This window comes from Ensifer sp. 22460 (assembly GCF_052044935.1).
Taxonomy (GTDB): domain Bacteria; phylum Pseudomonadota; class Alphaproteobacteria; order Rhizobiales; family Rhizobiaceae; genus Ensifer.
Map to the genome: position 1 here is coordinate 30648 of NZ_JBQENZ010000028.1, position 19291 is coordinate 49938.

The 19291-nt window shown below is 62.1% G+C and carries 16 protein-coding genes; 10 read left to right on the forward strand and 6 right to left on the reverse strand.

Annotation, left to right across the window (positions count from 1 at the left end):
• Nucleotides 1-56 precede the first annotated feature (56 nt).
• The 4 genes from ACTJKM_RS28215 to ACTJKM_RS28230 are packed head-to-tail and all read left to right on the forward strand — an operon-like array spanning nt 57 to nt 3955.
• Entirely contained in the window at nt 57-947 is an 891-nt protein-coding gene (locus ACTJKM_RS28215; protein ID WP_058327180.1) for a carbohydrate ABC transporter permease, read from the forward strand.
• A gap of 7 nt (nt 948-954) precedes the next feature.
• A complete protein-coding gene (locus ACTJKM_RS28220) occupies nt 955-1842 on the forward strand; it encodes an ABC transporter permease subunit (RefSeq protein ID WP_058327181.1) in 888 nt (295 codons plus the stop codon).
• Between the two features lie 42 nt (nt 1843-1884).
• On the forward strand, nt 1885-3012 hold the full coding sequence (locus ACTJKM_RS28225; RefSeq protein ID WP_058327182.1) for a sn-glycerol-3-phosphate import ATP-binding protein UgpC: 1128 nt from the start codon (nt 1885-1887) through the stop codon (nt 3010-3012).
• Nucleotides 3013-3040: 28 nt separating this feature from the next.
• A complete protein-coding gene (locus ACTJKM_RS28230; protein WP_113511244.1) occupies nt 3041-3955 on the forward strand; it encodes a sugar phosphate isomerase/epimerase family protein in 915 nt (304 codons plus the stop codon).
• 356 nt (nt 3956-4311) lie between these two features.
• Here ACTJKM_RS28230 and ACTJKM_RS28235 read toward each other — a convergent pair whose 3' ends face one another.
• The 5 genes from ACTJKM_RS28235 to ACTJKM_RS28255 all read right to left on the reverse strand — a co-directional run bounded on the left by ACTJKM_RS28235 (nt 4312) and on the right by ACTJKM_RS28255 (nt 9790).
• Nucleotides 4312-5034 (reverse strand): aspartate/glutamate racemase family protein, encoded by a 723-nt coding sequence (locus ACTJKM_RS28235; RefSeq protein WP_058327235.1) that lies wholly within the window; start codon nt 5032-5034, stop codon nt 4312-4314.
• Entirely contained in the window at nt 5034-5690 is a 657-nt protein-coding gene (locus ACTJKM_RS28240) for a flavin reductase family protein (RefSeq protein WP_058321904.1), read from the reverse strand. The genes ACTJKM_RS28235 and ACTJKM_RS28240 overlap by 1 nt, the downstream gene beginning before the upstream one ends.
• Nucleotides 5691-6318: 628 nt before the next feature.
• Nucleotides 6319-7035, reverse strand: coding sequence for a GntR family transcriptional regulator (locus tag ACTJKM_RS28245; protein ID WP_058327236.1), 717 nt, complete (start codon nt 7033-7035; stop codon nt 6319-6321).
• Nucleotides 7036-7190: 155 nt separating this feature from the next.
• Nucleotides 7191-8387: an amidohydrolase gene (locus tag ACTJKM_RS28250; RefSeq protein WP_058327184.1), complete on the reverse strand. Its 1197-nt coding sequence runs from the start codon at nt 8385-8387 to the stop codon at nt 7191-7193.
• 26 nt (nt 8388-8413) lie between these two features.
• The gene (locus ACTJKM_RS28255; RefSeq protein WP_113511247.1) at nt 8414-9790 is read right to left on the reverse strand and encodes an amidohydrolase family protein; all 1377 of its coding nucleotides are present in this window, start codon (nt 9788-9790) and stop codon (nt 8414-8416) included.
• 165 nt (nt 9791-9955) lie between these two features.
• On the opposite strand from ACTJKM_RS28255, the gene ACTJKM_RS28260 reads away from it, so the two are divergent.
• The 6 genes from ACTJKM_RS28260 (at nt 9956) to ACTJKM_RS28285 (ending at nt 17604) form a co-directional block, all read left to right on the forward strand.
• Nucleotides 9956-11530 carry an ABC transporter substrate-binding protein gene (locus ACTJKM_RS28260; protein WP_058327186.1) on the forward strand — a complete coding sequence of 525 codons (1575 nt, stop codon included), beginning with the start codon at nt 9956-9958 and terminating at the stop codon, nt 11528-11530.
• Nucleotides 11531-11693: 163 nt separating this feature from the next.
• Nucleotides 11694-12659, forward strand: coding sequence for an ABC transporter permease (locus ACTJKM_RS28265; RefSeq protein ID WP_058327237.1), 966 nt, complete (start codon nt 11694-11696; stop codon nt 12657-12659).
• Nucleotides 12659-13555, forward strand: coding sequence for an ABC transporter permease (locus tag ACTJKM_RS28270; RefSeq protein ID WP_058327187.1), 897 nt, complete (start codon nt 12659-12661; stop codon nt 13553-13555). The genes ACTJKM_RS28265 and ACTJKM_RS28270 overlap by 1 nt, the downstream gene beginning before the upstream one ends.
• Nucleotide 13556: 1 nt before the next feature.
• Nucleotides 13557-15269, forward strand: coding sequence for a dipeptide ABC transporter ATP-binding protein (locus tag ACTJKM_RS28275; RefSeq protein ID WP_440638449.1), 1713 nt, complete (start codon nt 13557-13559; stop codon nt 15267-15269).
• A gap of 208 nt (nt 15270-15477) precedes the next feature.
• Nucleotides 15478-16674, forward strand: a complete 1197-nt coding sequence (locus ACTJKM_RS28280; protein WP_058327189.1) for a cyanate transporter — start codon at nt 15478-15480, stop codon at nt 16672-16674.
• 225 nt (nt 16675-16899) lie between these two features.
• Entirely contained in the window at nt 16900-17604 is a 705-nt protein-coding gene (locus ACTJKM_RS28285; protein ID WP_058327190.1) for a GntR family transcriptional regulator, read from the forward strand.
• Between the two features lie 163 nt (nt 17605-17767).
• Here ACTJKM_RS28285 and ACTJKM_RS28290 read toward each other — a convergent pair whose 3' ends face one another.
• Nucleotides 17768-19165 (reverse strand): amidohydrolase family protein, encoded by a 1398-nt coding sequence (locus tag ACTJKM_RS28290; RefSeq protein ID WP_440638452.1) that lies wholly within the window; start codon nt 19163-19165, stop codon nt 17768-17770.
• Nucleotides 19166-19291 lie beyond the last annotated feature (126 nt).

The window sequence follows — 19291 nt, forward strand, 5'->3', positions numbered from 1 at the left end:
CTGCCGCAACATCGGCAGGCTCCGATTTCTATTCTTGCGCATCGGAAATACAACACATGGACAAGCGTGCGGCCTTTCGCAGCTGGTGGCTGCCCAGCCTATTCGCCCTTCCACAGATCATTTTGATCCTGCTCTTTTTCTATTGGCCGGCGGTCGCCGTGTTGCGATGGGCCTTCACGCTGGAGCCGCCATTCGGCGGCGCCGCTGAGTTCGTCGGTTTTGCCAACTTCCAGGAAGTATTCGCCGACCCGCTCTACTGGAACTCGGTTGGCGTCAGCCTGGCATTCGCCCTTTGCGGCACGCTTGCCACCATTTTCATTGGCCTTGTTCTTGCCCTTGCTGTCGACCGGCAGTTGCCGGGCTCCGCACCGTTCCGGTTCCTCTACATTCTGCCTTACGCGATTGCGGGGCCGGCCGCCGGCATGGCTTTCCGTTTCATCCTGTCGCCTGAGCGCGGGCTGATGGCATCGGTCAACGCCACGTTTCCGGATTTCTGGAACCCAGCCAAGTACGGCAGCCATGCCCTTATTCTCGTCATTGTCGTTTTCGCCTGGAAATGGGCGGGCTACACCTTCATCTTCCTTCTTGCTGGTCTGCAGTCGGTCCCTCGATCGCTGATCGAGGCGGCCGCGATGGACGGATGCGGCCCGATCCGCCGCGCAGTCGACATCCAGATCCCGCTGCTGGCGCCAACACTCTTCTTCCTGCTGGTCATCATGATGACCGAAGGTTTCGTCGGTGCCGACACATACGGCATCGTCGCCCGAACCACGGATGGCGGCCCGAACCACGGCACCGACGTGATGGTCTACCGCATCGTCGAAGAGGCGTTCCGCGGCTTGAACTACTCCGGCGCTTCGGCCCAGAGCCTCGTGCTCATAGGCCTCATCATGATCTTCACCTTTATCCAGTTCCGCTTCATCGAGCGCCAAGTCCATTACAAGTGAGGCTCCCATGATCCAGCGGACACCTTTCGCCAACGCGCTGACCTATGGCGTGATGATCTTCGGCTTCCTGCTGCTGATCGGCCCCTTCATCGTCATCGTGTCGGGCGCCAGCCAGACATTCCAGCAGGTCAACGCCATACCCTTCAGCTTCGTGCCGCAGGACCGCCTCTTCGAGAACATGAGCGCCGCCTGGTCGCGCGCCAACCTCGGAACAGCGATGCTGAACAGCTTCGTCATGGCCAGCCTCGTCACGGTCGGCAAGGTGGCGCTATCGGCGCTGACGGCCTTTGCCATCGTGTTCTTCAGAACGCCGCTCAAGGGCTTCTTCTTCTGGATGGTGTTCATCACCCTGATGCTGCCGCTCGAGGTGCGCGTGGTGCCCACCTATGCGGTCGCTGCCGACCTGTTTCAGCCGGTTCGACTGCTGATTTCCGCCGTCACCGGTTTCGAAGTTTCCGTCGATTGGAACCTTCTCAATTCCTATGCCGGCCTCACGCTGCCGTTGATCGCAACCGCGACCGGAACGTTCCTCTATCGCCAATTCTACCTGACCCTGCCCGACGAGCTGGCGGAGGCCGCACGCATGGACGGGTCAGGCGCGATCCGCTTTTTCATCGACATGCTGCTGCCGCTCTCGCGCACCAACATGCTCGCACTGACGACCATCATGTTCGTCTATGGGTGGAACCAGTATCTCTGGCCCCTCCTGATGGTGACGGACCCCCAATACAAGACCACGATGATGTCGCTGGTCGCACTCCTGCCGTCCGACAACGGCACGCCGGACTGGAACGTGACGCTCGCCGGATCGCTGATCATCATGCTGCCTCCGCTCATCGTCGTTGCCGTCCTTCAGCGGTGGTTCGTTCGCGGCCTCGTGGCCACGGAAAAATGACCCCGCTTTCCCCAAACAGAACAGACAGAGAGGTCCGCGCCCATGGCTGACATCGCAATTCGCGCCGTGCGTAAATCCTACGGAAAGAACCCCACCCTGCATGGCATCGACCTCGCCTTTGCGTCGGGAGAATTCGTCGTGATCCTCGGCCCGTCCGGCTGCGGCAAATCAACGCTTTTGAGGATGATCGCGGGGCTCGAGGACATCACCGCCGGCGAAATCGCCATCAACGGCCACGTCGTAAACAGGCTCGAGCCACGTGAACGCGGTTGCGCCATGGTGTTCCAGAACTACGCCCTCTATCCGCACATGACGGTCGCGGGAAATATCGGCTATGCCCTGAAGGTGGCCGGTGTCCCGAAGGCGGAGCGTTTGCGCCGGATCGAGGAAACGGCGAAGATCGTCGGACTCTCCGATTATCTCGATCGCAAGCCGGCGGCACTTTCCGGCGGCCAGCGCCAGCGCGTCGCCATGGCGCGCGCGATCATTCGCGAACCGAACGTGTTTCTTTTCGACGAGCCGCTGTCGAACCTGGACGCCAAGCTGCGCGTCACCATGCGGGCGGAGATCCGCAAGCTGCATCAGCGTCTCCAGGCAACGTCCATCTTCGTCACCCACGATCAGGTGGAAGCGATGACGCTGGCGGACAAGCTGGTCGTGATGAACAAGGGCGTGGTCGAACAGGTCGGCCAGCCGCTCGACATCTACCACCGGCCGGCAAGCATCTTCGTCGCATCCTTCATCGGCTCGCCGGCGATGAACCTGTTCGATGCCGCTGTCGACGTTGACAACGCCTGCCTGGCGTTCGGCGGCACAAAGATGCCGATAGACAGGGCGCTTGCTGGGCGACTGGGCGCAAGGCAGATCACGGTCGGTATTCGCCCGGAACAATGTGTCGTTGCGCCTGAAGCAAAAGGCGTCTCGATCAAGGTGGATTTCGTCGAGGAGCTCGGCTCCGGCCGCGTCATCCACTCGGAACTGAATGGCCATCCCTTCGCCGCCAGTGTCGACGAGCATACGCGCGCCCGGCCGGGCGATCGGATCACCCTGGAGCTGCCTCTGGCGCATTTGCATCTCTTCGACCAGGAGACCGGCCGGCGAATCCACGTCGATCTGGAGCCCCGCGCCGTCAGTAGCGCCGCCAGCCATCCGACGCTCCAAGCAGTCTGATCACTTCAACAAATCAGGAGAAACCGTGATGAACGACATCATATCCGCCGTGGGATTCTGCAATCGAACGGGCAAGGGCGATCTTTCGAGCCTTGACGCCTCCTTGCGCGAAATTGCCGAGACCGGAGCCGACGCCTGCGAGATCGGAATCTATGGCGAAGAGATCGTCAGTGGCGGCCGCATCATCGAAGACCGTGTCCAGCGCGTCGCCGAGATGACGAAGAAGTACACCTTCAAGAAGCTATCGCTGCACGGCCAGATCGTTTCCAACTTCATGGACCGCCAGCACCACCATCTGCAAAAGAAGGTCGTGAGGGCGATGCTCGAGCTGTGCGACCGGCTTGGTGCGGGGATCCTCGTCCATCACTCCGGCGCAGCACAGCTTGCCCCCGGAGAGAATGCCGCTGATCTCGACAGGATGGAACGCGACGCACTCGCGGAGATGGCGCAGATCGCAAAAGGATACGGGGTCCGCATCGCACTCGAAAACATTTTCACGACGGAAAGCGGCCAGTATCGACAGACACCGAGCCAGGTCGCCGAAACCGTGCGAGCGATCGGCTCGAACAACGTCGTCGCGCTCATCGATTTCTCGCATGCCTATATCGAGGCCACGCATCGCGGGCTTGATTTCCGTGACGAGCTGAGGGCAATGGCGCCGGTGACGGGCCACCTCCATGTTCACGACAGTTTCGGCCTGCCCTATTCCATGAACCGCTTCTATCATCCGGCCGAAGCGACCGCGCTCGGCATCGGCGATCTGCATCTGCCGATCGGCTGGGGCGACATTGCCTGGGATGACATCTTCTCCGAACTGACCTTCCTTCCGGATACGACGCTGATCATGGAAATCGGCGCCGAGCGGTTTGCCGATCAGCAACCTGCGTGCCTGGAACGGGCAAGGGGTCTCGCCGCAGCGGTCGGACTTCGATCCGCTGCGTAATGTTTCCGGTTGCCCCGCCGCATGTGTGGGGGGCAACCGGATTGCACCCGCTCAAAGCGCACATTCCGGCCGCTCGCCTCCTCGATGATCTCTATGCGCTTATGGAACGCCTCGGCGTGCGCTCACTCGACGAGATTCGCGGGTGCGCCCGCGCAGAGGCAGCACCTGAGACTTGAGCCGCAGGATGGTTGAGCTTCGTGCACTCTGCATGAAACCGGCCTCCCACAGCGCGTTGCCGTATCACCGCAAAAATCCGACCTTCGACATCCCTGATCTCGGCGCACGTATCCCTGTTCGCGCGGTCAGTGCCGACGCCAATCCATCGGCCGCGCGTTTTTCTAATGCGGCCGAATGGCTCAGCGGGCGGCCGCGACATCACCCGACTTGTCGAGGGGATAGGCGTAGGCACCTGCCTTTGAGGTCCGAAAGCCGCCACTCGCCAATGCTTCGGCGAGCTTGACGGCCGCCACCACGCCATCGATGACGGGTACTCCAGCTTCGCGGGAGAGCCAATCGCACAGCTGCGCCATGCCGGCACAGCCAAGGACGATGGCGTCTACGCCATCCTCGCGTATCGCCGCGCGCGCTTCGCCGAGGAGTTTGGTACGCGCACTTTCCGGGTCGGCTTCCAGAGCTAGAACAGGCAGGTCGACCGAGCGCACGCGCCGGCAGCGCGCGGCAGCACCATATTGCTTGACGAGATCCTCGATCACCGGCACCGACCTCGGCAAGGTGGTGATCACCGCAAAGCGGGTTGCCACCGTCATTGCCACCTGTACCGCCGCCTGGCAGATACCGATGACCGGGCCAGTTGCCACTTCGCGCGCAGCCGCAAGGCCGGGATCATCGAAACAGGCGATCACATGTGCCGACGCACCCCGCTTCTCCGCAGCACGGATCGCCGCCAGCATCGCCGGGACGGCCATCGCCTCGTCCGCGTAGCCTTCGATCGAGACGGGCGTACCGATTGCGGTCTCCGCATCGATCACAGAGCCTTCCGATCGCACAGCTTCGGCGGCCCGTGCGATCTGATCGGTCATTGATGCGGTCGAGTTCGGATTGATGACATGTATGCGGATCATCGGGCGGCCCTCTCCGGCCTTGGGTTCACTTGCGCGAGCTCCAGAGGCAGCAGTTCCTCCGGCTTTTTAAGTTCGAATTGCCGATCTGAGGTGATGTAATTGTCGGCATGCAGCCGCGCGATCGGCTGATAGGTCTCGGGGTTCGCATAACGCCCCGCAGGATCGAGGCACCGGTCCTGGATATGCATGTGCACGACCCTGCCGATGACCAGCACGCGCTTGTGATAGTCGAGGATCTGCTCGACCCTGCATTCAAAGCTGCAGGGACTTTCGCCAATACGGGCGGCGTCGATCTGGTTGCACGGTATCGGCGTCAGGCCCGCGAAATCGAGTTCATCGACCTCCGAGGCGAAATTGACGCCACAGACGATCATCGCATCGGCGAGCGCCATGTCGACCATGTTGACGACGAACTCGCCGGTTCGGCGGATGTTCGTGACCGTGTCCTTCTCGTCGCCATTGCCACGGTTCTGGATCCCGAGCACCACCAACGGCGGTTCATGGGAGAACACGTTGAAGAAGCTCATGGGCGCTGCGTTGTTGTGTCCGGCTGGCGATCGCGTGCCAACGAGCGCGATGGGGCGCGGACCGATGAAGTTGGTCAGCAGTCGATAGCGATCCGGAGGCGGTAGCGTGGTGAAATCTATGTTCAAGTCCGGATCTCCTGCTTGCCTGTTGATAAATTCAGCAAAGAACCCCGACGCCCGGCACGACGACAATCGGGGCGGCAGCGCTCACGCCCGCCGTTGACTACATTGGGGAATGGCGTCGGTGAACGGCAAAGGGCGGCCAAAAGCACTGATCGCTCGAGCGCGCAGACACGGCCGACACCGACATACATCCTTCGGTGGGAACTATAGATTCTCAGGAAAGCATCGCCGGCCCGCCGGTCGGCAACGGGTACGATGCGCATGCTGCCCTCCCCGACAGTGCCAATCCCGAAGATCAAGCTATATTGCATCCATTATAACGTCAATATCGTACACCTTAATTGCATACAATAATGAGAAATATTAGAGAGATGGACCCTTCTCCAGCAAGGCAAGTAACTCGCCGCGGAAAGCTGGCAGGCATATATGGAAAAGAAATCATGATCTTGCGGGAGATCAAGTGGCAGATGAAGCGCGTAGAGGCGGAACCACGCCACTCCCGCGCGCGGCAGATGTGGACGAGCTTTCCTTGATTGTGCGCTCGGATCAATTGCATACAAAACGCGCGAGTACGCATTCCCGAACGTGAGCTTCCCATAGGTCAAGCCGAGTGCCAGAAGGCGCCCGCGGCTTAAAGACCCTCTTCCTTGGCGTAGGCAGCAAGGAGATCCGGCAAGCCGTCCTCAACGTTGCTTTTCAGCAAGGCTCGGGCCGTGATGGCGCCGATGTGATGGCCCATTAGCTCGCATGCCCTTTCGCGATCGTCCCGCGCAAGGGCCGCGATCAGGGCGCGGTGCTCGGATACGGCGCAATCGGAAGAATGGGGGCGCCCATAGAGCGACAGGATCATCGACGAGCGCGAAACGAGTTCCGTAACATACCGCAATAGGATCGTGTTCTCAGTCAGTCTTGCAAGCAGGACGTGAAACTCACCGGCGAGTTGAATCGAGGTCGATGGATTGCTGACCCTTGCCTTGTCCTCGGCATCGACATGCGCTTCAAGCTCCTTGATCTTCTGCGCAGTCAGCTTGCCGATCAGGCTATCGACCACCAATGTCTCCAGGGCTTGCCGCACGGCAAAGATATCGTGTCCATCCTCGAGGCTGGGATGGCTGACACAGGCACCCTTGTTCGGGCGCAATTCGATCAGTCCCTCGCCGTTCAGCCGGGCCAGCGCCTGGCGCACGATCGTGCGGCTAACACCGAGCCGCTCGCCGATCGAATCCTCCGGCAGCTTGGTTCCCGCAGCGAAGGCCTGGTCTAGGATCGCGCGCTTCAGGATACGATAGACCACGTCCGACTTTGGAACCGAGGATTTTGCATTGCTGGCGCTGGGTTTGGGCGTCATCATGAAGAACCTGAAAAGTGGCGGGGCGTGCGGTCGAAAGAGTCTGCCGAGAGATGGACCGCAAACAACTATCATCCCCCAATCGGAACGGCAAAGGCGCGGCCGACCCCTTCGGCCGACCGTTCCTGCGATTGTCTGTCGACGTCTACAAAGCGTCACTCGATGGCCGGCAGGTCACCTGCCAGTTCGCCGCCGTCCACGACGACGCGGCCGCGCCGGATAACGGTGCGCTTGCGCGGGGTTAGCGCGACCGCTTCCGCCAACGTGCGCGCCGGCACCAGCACCAGATCGCCGAAACAACCTTCGGAGAGACCATAATCGCCGAGCCCGATGCCTTCTGCACCACCGAACGTGCAGACGCGGGCCGCATATTCGAGATCGACATCATTGGCCATGCCGTTGCGCTGCGCCAGATACTTCGCCCGCTCCAGCATGTCGCCATTTCCATAAGGCTCCCAGGTGCCTTGAATACCGTCGGAACCGGAGGCGACGGTGAGACCGCTCGCGCGCATCAATCTTAATGGCAATGCGGGCGCCGATGGACTTCCCACAGTCATAACCGCGATACGCTCGGCTGCCAGCCGTTCGATCAGCCCAGCCTGTCGTGAGGCATCGAGCATCCCCAGGCAGTAGGCATGGCTTACCATGACCCGCCCCTGTAGAGACAAGGCGCGTGTGCGTTCGATGATGAGTTCAAGGCAAAATGCACCGAGGTCGCCCGGTTCGTGCAGATGGATGTCGATCGGTTTTGCGTGACGATCCGCAAGGGCGAAGATCGCATCGAGGTGACGCACCGGATCGCGCTCGATGGAAGCAGGGTCGATACCGCCGACGATGTCGGCGCCGGCGCTGAGAGCCGCGTCCATCAACTCGAGCGTGCCCGCGCGCGGCAGCATACCACTCTGCGGGAAAGCCACGATCTGCACATCGACCAGATCACGCATTGCCTCGCGCGTTTCGAGGACACCTTCGATATTGGCAATGCCGATCTCGGTATCGACGTCGACGTGGCTGCGAATGCTCAAAACGCCGTAGGCAAGCGTCTGCATGATCTGACGGGCCGACTGCCGGCGCGCATTGATGCCAAGTTCGCGCTTGGCGTTGCGGTCGGCCAGGATCCGGTCATTGCGGGTCGGGCCAACCCGGTTTTCGAACCAGTCCATGCCGATGAGTGTCTTGTCGAGATGGGTATGAGCCTCGACAAACCCCGGCAGGGCGACATGTCCGGCCGCATCGATCTCGACGGCGGTTCGGGCGCGATCGGCCGTAACGAACCAGCCGTCACGGATGCATAGGTCTTCGAGGGGGCCGCCGAAGGGACGGGCATTGCGGATGAGTAGGTCTGCAGTCACCTTGATATCCTCTTTTGTCCCAGTGCTTAACGACGCTCGCTCAGTCCGGCACGAGCCATCGCGAGATCAAAGGCGCGCAAGGCGCGATCCAGGATCGCGTCTTCGTCCTGACCAACAAGGCGCCTCCCGCGCATCAGCACCCGTCCACCGACGATGGTCGTATCCACGTCCGCCCCGTTGGCGAAGCGCGCGATGCGCTGCACCGGATCGTGCGGCGGCCAGAGATGGGGCTGACGCATGTTTACGAGGAGTATATCGGCGCGCTTGCCGGCCTCGAGCGAGCCGAGCTCATGCTCCATCATCAGTGCGCGCGCGCCCTCGATCGTTGCCATCTCAAGCAGCTGCAGCGGCGGCAACACGGCATCGTCCGCGAAATGGCGCGCGTGGTAACGGTGCGCCTGGAACAGGTTGCGAAACATGTCGAAGGGCCTATCGGGTGCCGCAGCATCGGTGCCGAGGGAAACCGTGACGCCGTCCGCCATCAGTTCCGGTGCCGGGCAGCGACCGTATACGGACATCAATGCACTGGGATTGTGAGCAACCTTGGCACCAGTTCGTTTCAGGACTGCGCGGTCGGCCTCGGTCAGGTCTATGCAATGGGCAAGCAGCGATCGCTCGTCAAACAGGCCGAGGCGCACGTCATTGGCGGCGATGGACCCATCGCGATGACCGTCCTGGACTAGGAGGCCTCTTCTCTCACGCACGCGATCGCGGACCTTGCATGCAATTCTGTATACCGTTTCATCGCGCAGTTCCTGCTCATCGAATACCGGCAGGGAAAAGACGACCTGTAGCCGCTCATCACGTCCCGCCCAAGCATCGACCAACTCCGTGGCCACGTCGATTTGCCGGTCCGGGTCGACGACGATGTCGCTGTGGGCCGTCGGCGTATACTGGCGATACACATGATGCTGTCCTGGGCGGTTCGGCCCCACTGCCAGAACCTCCCGCACGCCCATGGCGGCAATCGCGGCGAGGTGCGCTTCGGCCGCCTCCGGGGCCTCGCTGCGCATGATATCCGGGCCGCCGCCAAACAGTAGCGCCGCGGTCGTCGTGCCGCATTTGATCCTCTCGGCGGCCGACAGTGCCGCTTCCGCGGCCCAGAATTCGGGATCTGTCGCAGTCGCGTAGATCCGCCCCGTCACGGACATCCAGTCCTCGGCTTCACTGCCCAGCCCCTTGGTCAGCATATGTCCGGCATGAGCGTGCGTGTCGATCAATCCGGGCATGGCCACCATGCCGGCGGCGTCGATGCGCTCGGCGTGTGTTTCTCGAGCAAGGCTTCCGTTACCGATGGCGGCGATGCGCCCATTTTCGACCAGGACATGGCCGCAATCGAGCACCCGCCGCCCCGGATCCATCGTGATGATCGTGGCATTTTCAATCAGTAGTGCATTCGTCATGGACGGCTCCCTCTCCGGCTGCCGGGTTTGGCGTTCTTTTTTGACAAAGCGCTGCCAAATCGACTTTCGCCATCTTGATATTGTTTGCATCAGATGTACACTATTTTTGGGAACATTCGTATCCAATAGCAAAGACAATATGTATACGTTAAACGGGAGAAACCAGTGAAAACCTCTATAAAGACCCTTCTGGCGGGACTCGCCCTTCTGGCGCCGCTGTCTGCGCCCGCATTTGCCGAAACGCTGCGGTGGGCCTCATCCGGCGATGTCATTTCCTACGACCCGAACGCTCAGGTCGACAGTTTCACCCAGAGCGTTCACCACATGGTTTTCGATCCTCTGGTGCGCCGCAACAAGGATCTGAAGCTGGAGCCGGCGCTTGCCACGTCCTGGGAAGTCGTCGAGCCCACGCGCTGGCGCTTCAAGCTGCGCCAGGGCGTGAAGTTTCATGAGGGCCAGCCCTTCAACGCCGACGACGTGGTGGCAACGATCCAGCGCCAGATCGATCCCGGCGCGCGCAACCGCGAAAACCTCTCCACGGTTGTCGGTGTCGAGAAGGTGGACGAGTATACCGTCGACCTTATCCTGCGCGCACCTTACCCGCTGCTCCTCAACGATCTTGCCGCCATCTACATCATGAGCAAGCCCTGGATGGAAGAGCACGACGCACTGAAGCCGGGCAATGCTTCGACCGGCGTCGTCACCTATGCCAGCAACCATGCCAACGGCACGGGTGCCTTCAAGCTGAAGGCCTACGAGCCGGACTCACGCTCGGTATTCGAAGTGAACAAGGAGTGGTGGGACAAGCCGCAGCATAATCTGGACGAGGTAGAATTCCGCCCGATCGCCTCCGACGCGACGCGCGTCGCAGCCCTGCTGTCGGGTGAAGTCGACATGATTGCACCGGTTCCACTGCAGGACGTCGAACGCATTGCGGCCACCGAGGGTCTGAAGGTCGTCGAAAACCCGTCGCTGCGCACCATCTTCTTCGTCTTCAGCTACCGGCCGGAACTGCATGCAACACCGGGCCAGCCCAATCCGCTGCGCGATGTGCGCGTTCGCCAGGCACTTTGGCACGCGATCGACACCAACACGATCCAGAAGCGCCTGATGCGCGGCAAGTCCCGTACGGCCGGCATGCTCGTCGCACCGGCGGTGACCGGCTACGATGAAGACATTGATGTGCCGCTGCCCTACGACGTCGCCAAGGCCAAGGCGCTGCTGGCCGAAGCCGGCTATCCGGATGGCTTCAAGACAGGGCTCGCCTGCCCCAACGACCGCTATATCGCTGACGAACAGATCTGCCTTGCCGTTGCCTCCATGTGGGCGCAGATCGGCGTCCAGGCCAATGTAAGCGTCGAGAGCAAGACGACCTATTTCCCACGGACAGACAAGGGCGAGTTCGACGTCTATCTTCTCGGTTGGGCCTCGTTGCCGCCGATGGACGGCTTCAGCCCGCTGCAGGCGCTGCTCGCCACCAATGACGGCACCTTCGGCGGGAGCAACGCCGATGGGCTCTCCAATCCCGAGATCGACAAGCTCGCCTATGCTGCGTCGACGGAACTCGACGAAACCAAGCGCGTCGAGGATCTGAAGCAGGCGTTCCGCATCACCCATGACCAGGTCCTCTACCTGCCGCTGCATCAGCAGCCGGTCGCATGGGCGATGAGCAGCAAGGTCGACATGCCGCAGTTCCCGGACGAATATGTCCGTCCGTGGTTCGCGCAGATCAAGAAGTAATCGGGATTTTCCCAAGGCGCAGTCCTGGCAGGAGAAATCAAGCCGGGACTGGACCGCAAACCGGGTCAACCCCTCCAGGACCGGCGACGGAACGGAGGATGCGGGAGCGCATAAACCCGGTGGCCGCCCTTTGGGCAACATCGCTCCCCGTAAGGACTATCCGATGATCAGACTTCTTTCAGTCAGGCTGATTCAGGCCATCCTCGTGATGGTCGCGGTGACGGCCATTGCCTTCGTCATGTTCCGCTTCGTCGGCGATCCGGTCGCCTCCATGGTGCGCGAGGGGGCGACCCAGGCCGAAAAGGACGCAGTGCGCGTCGCACTCGGCCTCGACAAGCCGGTCCTGGCTCAGTTCGTCAAATTTGTGGGTCAGGTTCTGACCGGCGACCTCGGCACAAGCTATCGCTACCAGCAGCCCGTGACGACCCTGTTGCTCAGCCGCCTTCCCGCAACGCTGGAGCTGGTGATCGTTGCCACCGTGCTGGCATTGTCGCTCGGCATACCGCTCGGGGTGCTCTGCGCGCTGAAGCCGCATGCCTTTTTCTCGCGGCTGACCCAGTCAGCGACACTTGTCGGCATTTCCATGCCCACCTTCGTCACAGGCCTGCTGCTGATCCTGGTTTTCGCAGTAAACCTGCGATGGTTGCCGTCCTCCGGACGCGGAGATCTCGTCGATATCGGGTTCTGGCAGACCGGCTTTCTCTCGCTCTCAGGCCTGAAGTCGCTGATCCTGCCCTCGATCACGCTGGCATTGTTCCAGCTCACGCTGATCATGCGGCTGGTGCGCTCGGAAATGATCGACGTCTTGTCGTCGGACTACATCCGCTTCGCCTTCGCGCGCGGCCTGCCGCGGACTTACATCTATGGTCGGCTCGCGCTGCGCAACGCATTGATGCCGGTCGTCACCGTCACAGGCCTGCAGATCGGGCAACTCATCGCATTCGCGATCGTCACCGAGACGGTGTTCCAATGGCCGGGCATGGGCCTGCTATTCACGAACGCCGTCGGCTATCCCGACGTGCCGGTGCTGGCCGCCTACCTTCTCTTCGTGGGCTTCCTGTTCGTCATGATCAACATGATCGTCGACATTCTCTACACCTTCATCGATCCGCGCCTGAGGACACGATAATGGCTACGCAATCCCTGATGCGCCGACTTCCGCCGGTTTCCGTCGTCATCGCCAGCCTGGTGCTCGTCATCATGCTGGTCCTCGTCATCTTCGCCCCGATGATCGCGCCGATGGACCCGCGCGACGTCGCCTCCTATTCGCTGATGGACATGGAAATTCCGCCAGCCTTCATGGAGGGCGGCGATTCCCGCTTCCTGCTCGGCACCGACAACCAGGGCCGCGACCTTGTCTCGGTCATCCTGTTCGGCTTGAGGATCTCCGTCGTCATCGGCCTCGGCGCAGTGGTCTTTGCAGCCGTGCTCGGCGTCGTGCTCGGCCTGGTTGCCGGCTTCTTCGGCGGCGTGGTCGATGGCATCGTGATGCGCATCGCCGATATCTTTGTCAGCTTCCCCACCATTCTCGTCGCACTGCTCATCAGCGGCATTGCCCGCGCGCAGCTCAGCGCCGAGACGATGCTCGCCTGGGCGCCGCTGGTGCTGATCTTCTCCATCGCCATCAACGAATGGGTGCAATACGCGCGAACCGTACGCGCCTCGACCATGGTGGAGATCGCGCGAGACTATGTGCGCGCCGCCAAGGTCATCGGCCTGCCATCCACCCGCATCATGGGCCGCCACATCCTGCCGAACATCATGAGTTCGGTAATGGTCATCGCCACGATCAACCTCGCCGGCGCGATCCTGACGGAGGCGACGCTCTCCTTCCTCGGCGCCGGCATGCCGCCGACCTATCCTTCGCTCGGCACACTGATCCGCATCGGCAACCAGTTCCTGTTCTCCGGCCTCTGGTGGATCGCAGTGATGCCGGCGACAGTGCTGGTCATCCTCGTGCTGGCCGTCAACGTGATTGGCGACTATCTGCGCGACCATTTCAACCCGAAACTGATGGCCCGATGAGATGACCGAAACAACGCGCCCCGTTCTCGATATTCGCAACCTCCGCGTCGAGTATCCTCTGGCCAACGGCGACACGCTTGTGGCCGTCAAGGACATCGATCTTTCGATCCGGCCGGGAGAAATCCACGCTCTCGTCGGCGAATCCGGCGCCGGCAAAACCACCGTCGGTAACGCGCTGATGGGTCTCTTGCAGGCCCCCGGCAAGATCGCCGCCGGCTCGATCGTCATCGCCGGTAAGGAGATCAACCTGCGCACCGGCCGTACCGAAGGCATCGTGCCCGGGCGTGACGTCGGTGCGATCTTCCAGGATCCGATGACGAGCCTCAACCCGCTCTTCACGGTGGAAAGCCAGCTGTGCGAAGGCATGCTCACGCATCTGAAGCTCTCCTCAAGGGAGGCGAAGGCCCGCGCGCTGGAGTTGATGAAGGCCGTCGGCATCCCGGAGCCCGAGCGTCGGCTTGGCAGCTACCCGCACCAGCTTTCCGGCGGACAGCGCCAGCGGGTGGTCATCGCCACAGCACTCGCCTGCAATCCGCAGCTTATCGTGGCCGACGAGCCGACGACAGCACTCGACGTCTCGGTGCAGGCGCAGATCCTCAAGCTCATCCGGGATCTTGCCGACCAGCGGGGCGTCGGCGTGCTGCTTGTCACCCACAATATGGGCGTCGTCGCCGAGATCGCCGACCGCGTCACCATCATGCAGAACGGTGCGATCGTGGAAAGCGGCCCGACGCGCGACGTGTTGACAGCACCCAAAGCGCCCTATGCCCGCACACTGATCGCGGCCGTGCCGCCCATCGATACGCGGCTCGAGCGTCTGCCCGTGCCGAGCGAAGAAACGAAGGTAACGCTTGACGCGCGCGCCACGGTGCGCCGCAAGAGTGCGAAGAGCGAGACCGGCAGTCGCGACGAGGTGGTGCTCTCCGTGCGCGACCTTGCCGTGGAATACGGCGGCCGCGGATTGCTTCGCAAGACATCGGTCTTCAAGGCCGTCAAGGGCGTGTCCTTCGATGTCCGGCGCGGCGAGATTTTCGGCCTCGTCGGCGAATCCGGCTGCGGCAAGACCACCGTTGCCAACACCATCGCTGGTCTTGTCACCCAGAGCGCAGGCTCCATCGATTTCGAGGGCACGGCGCTTGGCGGCCGACGTGAAAAATCGATCCGCCAGTCCCTGCAGATGGTGTTCCAGGACCCCTATTCGGCGCTCAATCCGCGCCTGAGGATCAACGCCGCCATTGCGGAACCGATCCTGTTCTACAAGCTGGCCTCGAATGCGGATGAAGCCAGGCAGGACGCAAAGACATTGCTCGAAGCGGTCGGCCTTCCCGCCGATGCCGGCGCACGCTTCGCGCACGCCTTCTCCGGCGGCCAGCGCCAGCGCATCGCCATTGCCCGCGCTCTGGGTCCGCGCCCGTCGCTGCTCATTTGCGACGAGCCGACCTCAGCGCTGGACGTCTCGGTGCAGGCACAGCTCCTCAACCTCCTGAAGGATCTGCGTGATCTCGCCGGGCTCTCCATGCTGTTCATCAGCCACGACCTCGCGGTGATCCGCCAGATGTGCGACCGGGTCGCCGTGATGAAGGCTGGAGAGATCGTCGAGCTCGCCGATACCGAAACCCTCTTCACCGCGCCGAAACACGAATATACCCGCGAGCTTCTCCGCCTTGCCCCCTCGGTCGAGCGCATCATGGGGCGGGAACTGGCTTCGGCGTAAGCGTGGATGACAAGGCCTTTGCCGCCTTTCCGCGCCGGCCAAACCCCAACGGCATTGGGAACCTGTCGCCGACATCCTTTTTAGCCCGCCGCTACCCCGGCTTCGCTGGTGACCTTGGGGGGCCTCCCATCGCGAATGACTGACGCGCCCCCGCGCAAGTGCCCTTCGGGCCACAAACAAAAAGAAGACGTAAAGGAAATACCCGATCATGCCCAAATCAACCCAGCCCACGACGGGCCGCCAATGGATGCTGCTCATTCTCGTCGTGCTGGTCGCCGTCAATCTGCGGCCATTTCTTACCGCTCCCGGGCCTGTGCTGTCCGAGATCGTCGCCGATACCGGCATGGGATATGGCAGCCTGGCCCTGCTGACATTGTTGCCGATGATGCTGATGGGTGTGGGTGCCTTCGTATCCCCGTCGCTGCAGGCCTTGATCGGCACGCGGCGCGGCATTCTCATCGCTCTCGTTGTGCTGGCTGCCGGTTCCCTGCTTCGGCTCGTCGCGCCGGGCGGCATAGCGTTGGTGATGACGGCCGCCCTTTGCGGCGCAGGCGTCGCCTTTATCCAGGCGGCTTTCCCGGGGATCATCAAGGCGGAGTTTCCGCGCAGCATACCCGTGGTCACCGGCCTCTATTCCGCCATCCTGATGGGCGGCGGGGCTTTGGGCGCGCGGCTGACGCCATTCCTCGTCAGTGCCGGCTACGGCTGGCGCCCGGCTCTTGCCTGGCTCGCGGCACCGGCGCTTGTTGCTCTCAGTGCCGCGTGGCTGATCCTGTCGGATTCGCGCAGCGATCGCCCGGACAAGGCGCTCACCGGCCGGCTGCTCCGCCGGCCCCGGACCTGGACGCTCATTCTCGCCTTCGGCCTGGTCAACGCCGGCTACTCTTCGGCCGTCGCCTGGCTCGCCTCCTATTACCAGTCTCTCGGCTGGAGCAACGGAGATAGCGGCAATCTCGTAGCGCTGATGGCCATCTGTCAGGCGGCTGCCGCCCTCGCCCTTCCGGTCTTGGCCCGCCGTAGCATCGATCGCCGTGCGTTCCTGCGCTTGACGCTGGCGATGCAGGCGATCGGTTTCGCCGGTCTTGCGTTCCTGCCCCAAGCGGCGCCCGCGATCTGGGTTGGCCTGTGCGGTGCCGGCCTCGGCAGCAGCTTCTCGCTGGCAATCGTTACGGCCCTCGATCATCTGCCGCGGCCGGAAGAAGCCGGTGTGCTGGTAGCATTGATGCAGGGCGGCGGCTTCCTGATCGCGTCACTCGGCCCCTTCGCCACGGCATTTCTGCACGACATCAGCGGCAGCTTCGCCCCTGGGTGGACGCTGCATCTCGTCTGCGTCGTCGGCGTTTTCTTCCTCTATACGCGCTTCAACCCGTCACGCTACGCACAAGCCATGCATTCACCGATCTGAGCGAAATATTGCTCTCTCGATGGGTTTCGACCCTTGGCCCTCCTCGTGTGGACTGACCGGCATCTTGCGAACGAACTCGGCCAGAACACGAGAGGGGTCACCTGGCAACAAGCCTTTTCGTTTTGCGCCCACCGTTGTTGCCGAGGGTCGATGCCAATTCACTAGACATCTCGCCGTTTTGTATGCAATTCGAGGAGACAATTGCTACGGCTTGGAGTGACCAGTATGGCAAAGAAAGAGAGCGAAGGCGGCGGCGGCCGCGCTCAGGCCGTTCATCGCGTCCTGAAACGCGCAATCCTTGATCAGGCGCTGTCTCCAGGATCGAAGCTGCCGGAAGATTCGATCGGCGAAAGGTTGGGTGTCAGCCGGACCCTGGTGCGCGAGGCGCTGGTTCGCCTCAGCGAGGAAGGGCTAGTGGAGTTGCGGCCGAACAGGGGCGCCGTGGTCGCGCGACCAACCCTTGAGGAAGGGCGCAATCTGTTCCTGACCCGAATGGCGCTGGAACGGCTGGTGGTCGAGACGCTTTCTGGAAAATTGACGAACGAGCAAATCGGCATTCTCTCGTCTCATATCGCTGCCGAGGAAGCGGCAAAGAAGGAGCGCGCTCCGTCGATCCGTCTGGCGGGCGAATTCCATACGCTGCTGGCACAGATGACGAACAACGCCAGCCTCATCCGCTACGTGAACGAACTGGTCGCCCGCAGTTCCCTTATCCTTGCGCTCTATGGCCGACCGCATTCTTCGGAATGCGCCGTATCGGAGCACCAGGAGCTTCTGGACAAATTGATCGCCGGCAAAACCGACGAGGCGGCAGCCCTCATGGCGCATCACCTCGATTCGGTGACGACCCGGGCTTTGCTTCCGACCGACGGAGACAGAAACATCAAGGAAGTGCTGTCCGCCTACGCTGTCGCGGAAGGCCTTGCCTAGGCGAAACGCGGCACTCCCGGAAGGTAACCGGGAGCCTAGTGCGACAGTCGGGGCGGGAGCCATTTCATGGACACCCGCGCTACCAACCTTGTAACACTTCGACGTTCGGCACGAGGCAGACTGCCGGCTCGTGATGACGAACGTCGGTGCAGTTCAAGCTCTATCAGGCTTCGCCGACCCCACCCGACACGAGACGCCCCTTGTGGAAGGTCGCAGTCCTGGCGGGCATCCGGGCCACCGCCTCTGCCGAGCAGCTCGCTCCGACGAGCGTGAACGAGGCCTCATCGCCGGCATTTGGCCAAGCGCGTTTGCCCTTGTCGTCGAGGGGCAGAATGCCACCGGTGGCGATAGACATGGACCGGGACAGACGGAATTCGTCCGAACCACGATAAAGCTGCGCGTAGAGATATGCCTTTTCCAGCATGTCTCCGCTGCCGAATGGCGACCAGTGGTCGATGACGCTGTCGGTTCCGGTCATGACGAAGACCCCCTTCTGGGCGAGCTGCGGCAAGGGCATCATCAGTCCACCGATCGGCACCGTCGAGGCAATCGAGATCTTCTGTTCCGCCAGGCGCGACGCCGTCTCCTCCAGCACCTCCGGAGCAAGTGTCGTCAGTGCGAAGGCGTGGCTGATCGTGACTTTGCCGCGCAGAGCGGGATTCTTCTCCACCGTATCGATCATGTAGTTGACCGCCGCCACGCCGGCGGGGCTCGTTTCATGCAGATGAATGTCCACACCCTTGCCGGTATCCAGCGCGATCTGGAACATGGCGTCGAGTGACTTTTCCATGGCGCCGTCGACATTCGTCGGATCCAGGCCGCCGACATACTGAACGCCCATCTGCATGGCTTCACGCATCAGGCCATCAACCTTGGAGTGAAGCAGGCCGTGCTGGGGGAAGGCGACGATTTCGCACACGAAATCATCACGATGGTTTTCCAACGCCTGCTGCAGGTGCTCCAGGCTTTTGAGACCGCTGACCGGGTCGATGTTGCAATGGCTGCGTGCGACCGTGCTTCCCTTGGACTGCAGCAGCGCGATCAGGCCCTCGGCGCGCTCGCGCGAGGTCGGCAGCAACTGAGGAAGCAGCTTCTCCTCGAGCGCGATCATATCCATGATGGTTTTGCCCTGACGCGGGCGCGGCGCCTGCCATGGGCCACCATAAAACGTCTTATCGAGATGGATGTGCATATCGCGCATCGACGGCAGCAACAGTTGGCCGTGCGCCTGATAGCGCAGCACACCTTCGGGCAGGTTCGCATTTTCCGCGTGCAAGGCGACGATCGCGCCGTCCTTGATCTCCAACGCGTAGAGCGCAGTCCGTGTGGCGACGACGACATCGCCGTCATACTCGAACCCCTCCTCCAATCGCACGCCGGTCAGGATGTAGTGGCGATCCGCGAGCGTCTTGGTGTTCGTCTCGCCAGCGCTCTCACCCGCGCTGGCCGATGCCTCGCGAACCGCTCCGCCAGACAACCCGGCGACAGCGCACGCCGTGGTCAGCGCCCCGCTCCGGCTGAGAAAGGTTCTGCGGCTTTGCCGTAGCATCTGTTCCAACATTGTTGCGTTGCCTCATCATGGATTGGGTTAGGGCCGCCAATCTACCGAACGGCGCCACCGCATGGCAGCGACATTTACCAATGCTGGCTATTCGATTTGCCAATGCAAGCGGGCGACCACGCAGCG

What these genes read in the sequence shown, in the direction of transcription:
- ACTJKM_RS28215 (WP_058327180.1), top strand. Translation starts at nt 57, where the DNA reads ATGGACAAGCGTGCGGCCTTTCGCAGCTGGTGGCTGCCCAGCCTATTC.
- ACTJKM_RS28220 (WP_058327181.1), top strand. Translation starts at nt 955, where the DNA reads ATGATCCAGCGGACACCTTTCGCCAACGCGCTGACCTATGGCGTGATG.
- ACTJKM_RS28225 (WP_058327182.1), top strand. Translation starts at nt 1,885, where the DNA reads ATGGCTGACATCGCAATTCGCGCCGTGCGTAAATCCTACGGAAAGAAC.
- ACTJKM_RS28230 (WP_113511244.1), top strand. Translation starts at nt 3,041, where the DNA reads ATGAACGACATCATATCCGCCGTGGGATTCTGCAATCGAACGGGCAAG.
- ACTJKM_RS28245 (WP_058327236.1), bottom strand. Translation starts at nt 7,035, where the DNA reads ATGACGCCCAAACCCAGCGCCAGCAATGCAAAATCCTCGGTTCCAAAG.
- ACTJKM_RS28255 (WP_113511247.1), bottom strand. Translation starts at nt 9,790, where the DNA reads ATGACGAATGCACTACTGATTGAAAATGCCACGATCATCACGATGGAT.
- ACTJKM_RS28265 (WP_058327237.1), top strand. Translation starts at nt 11,694, where the DNA reads ATGATCAGACTTCTTTCAGTCAGGCTGATTCAGGCCATCCTCGTGATG.
- ACTJKM_RS28270 (WP_058327187.1), top strand. Translation starts at nt 12,659, where the DNA reads ATGGCTACGCAATCCCTGATGCGCCGACTTCCGCCGGTTTCCGTCGTC.
- ACTJKM_RS28275 (WP_440638449.1), top strand. Translation starts at nt 13,557, where the DNA reads ATGACCGAAACAACGCGCCCCGTTCTCGATATTCGCAACCTCCGCGTC.
- ACTJKM_RS28280 (WP_058327189.1), top strand. Translation starts at nt 15,478, where the DNA reads ATGCCCAAATCAACCCAGCCCACGACGGGCCGCCAATGGATGCTGCTC.
- ACTJKM_RS28285 (WP_058327190.1), top strand. Translation starts at nt 16,900, where the DNA reads ATGGCAAAGAAAGAGAGCGAAGGCGGCGGCGGCCGCGCTCAGGCCGTT.
- ACTJKM_RS28290 (WP_440638452.1), bottom strand. Translation starts at nt 19,165, where the DNA reads ATGTTGGAACAGATGCTACGGCAAAGCCGCAGAACCTTTCTCAGCCGG.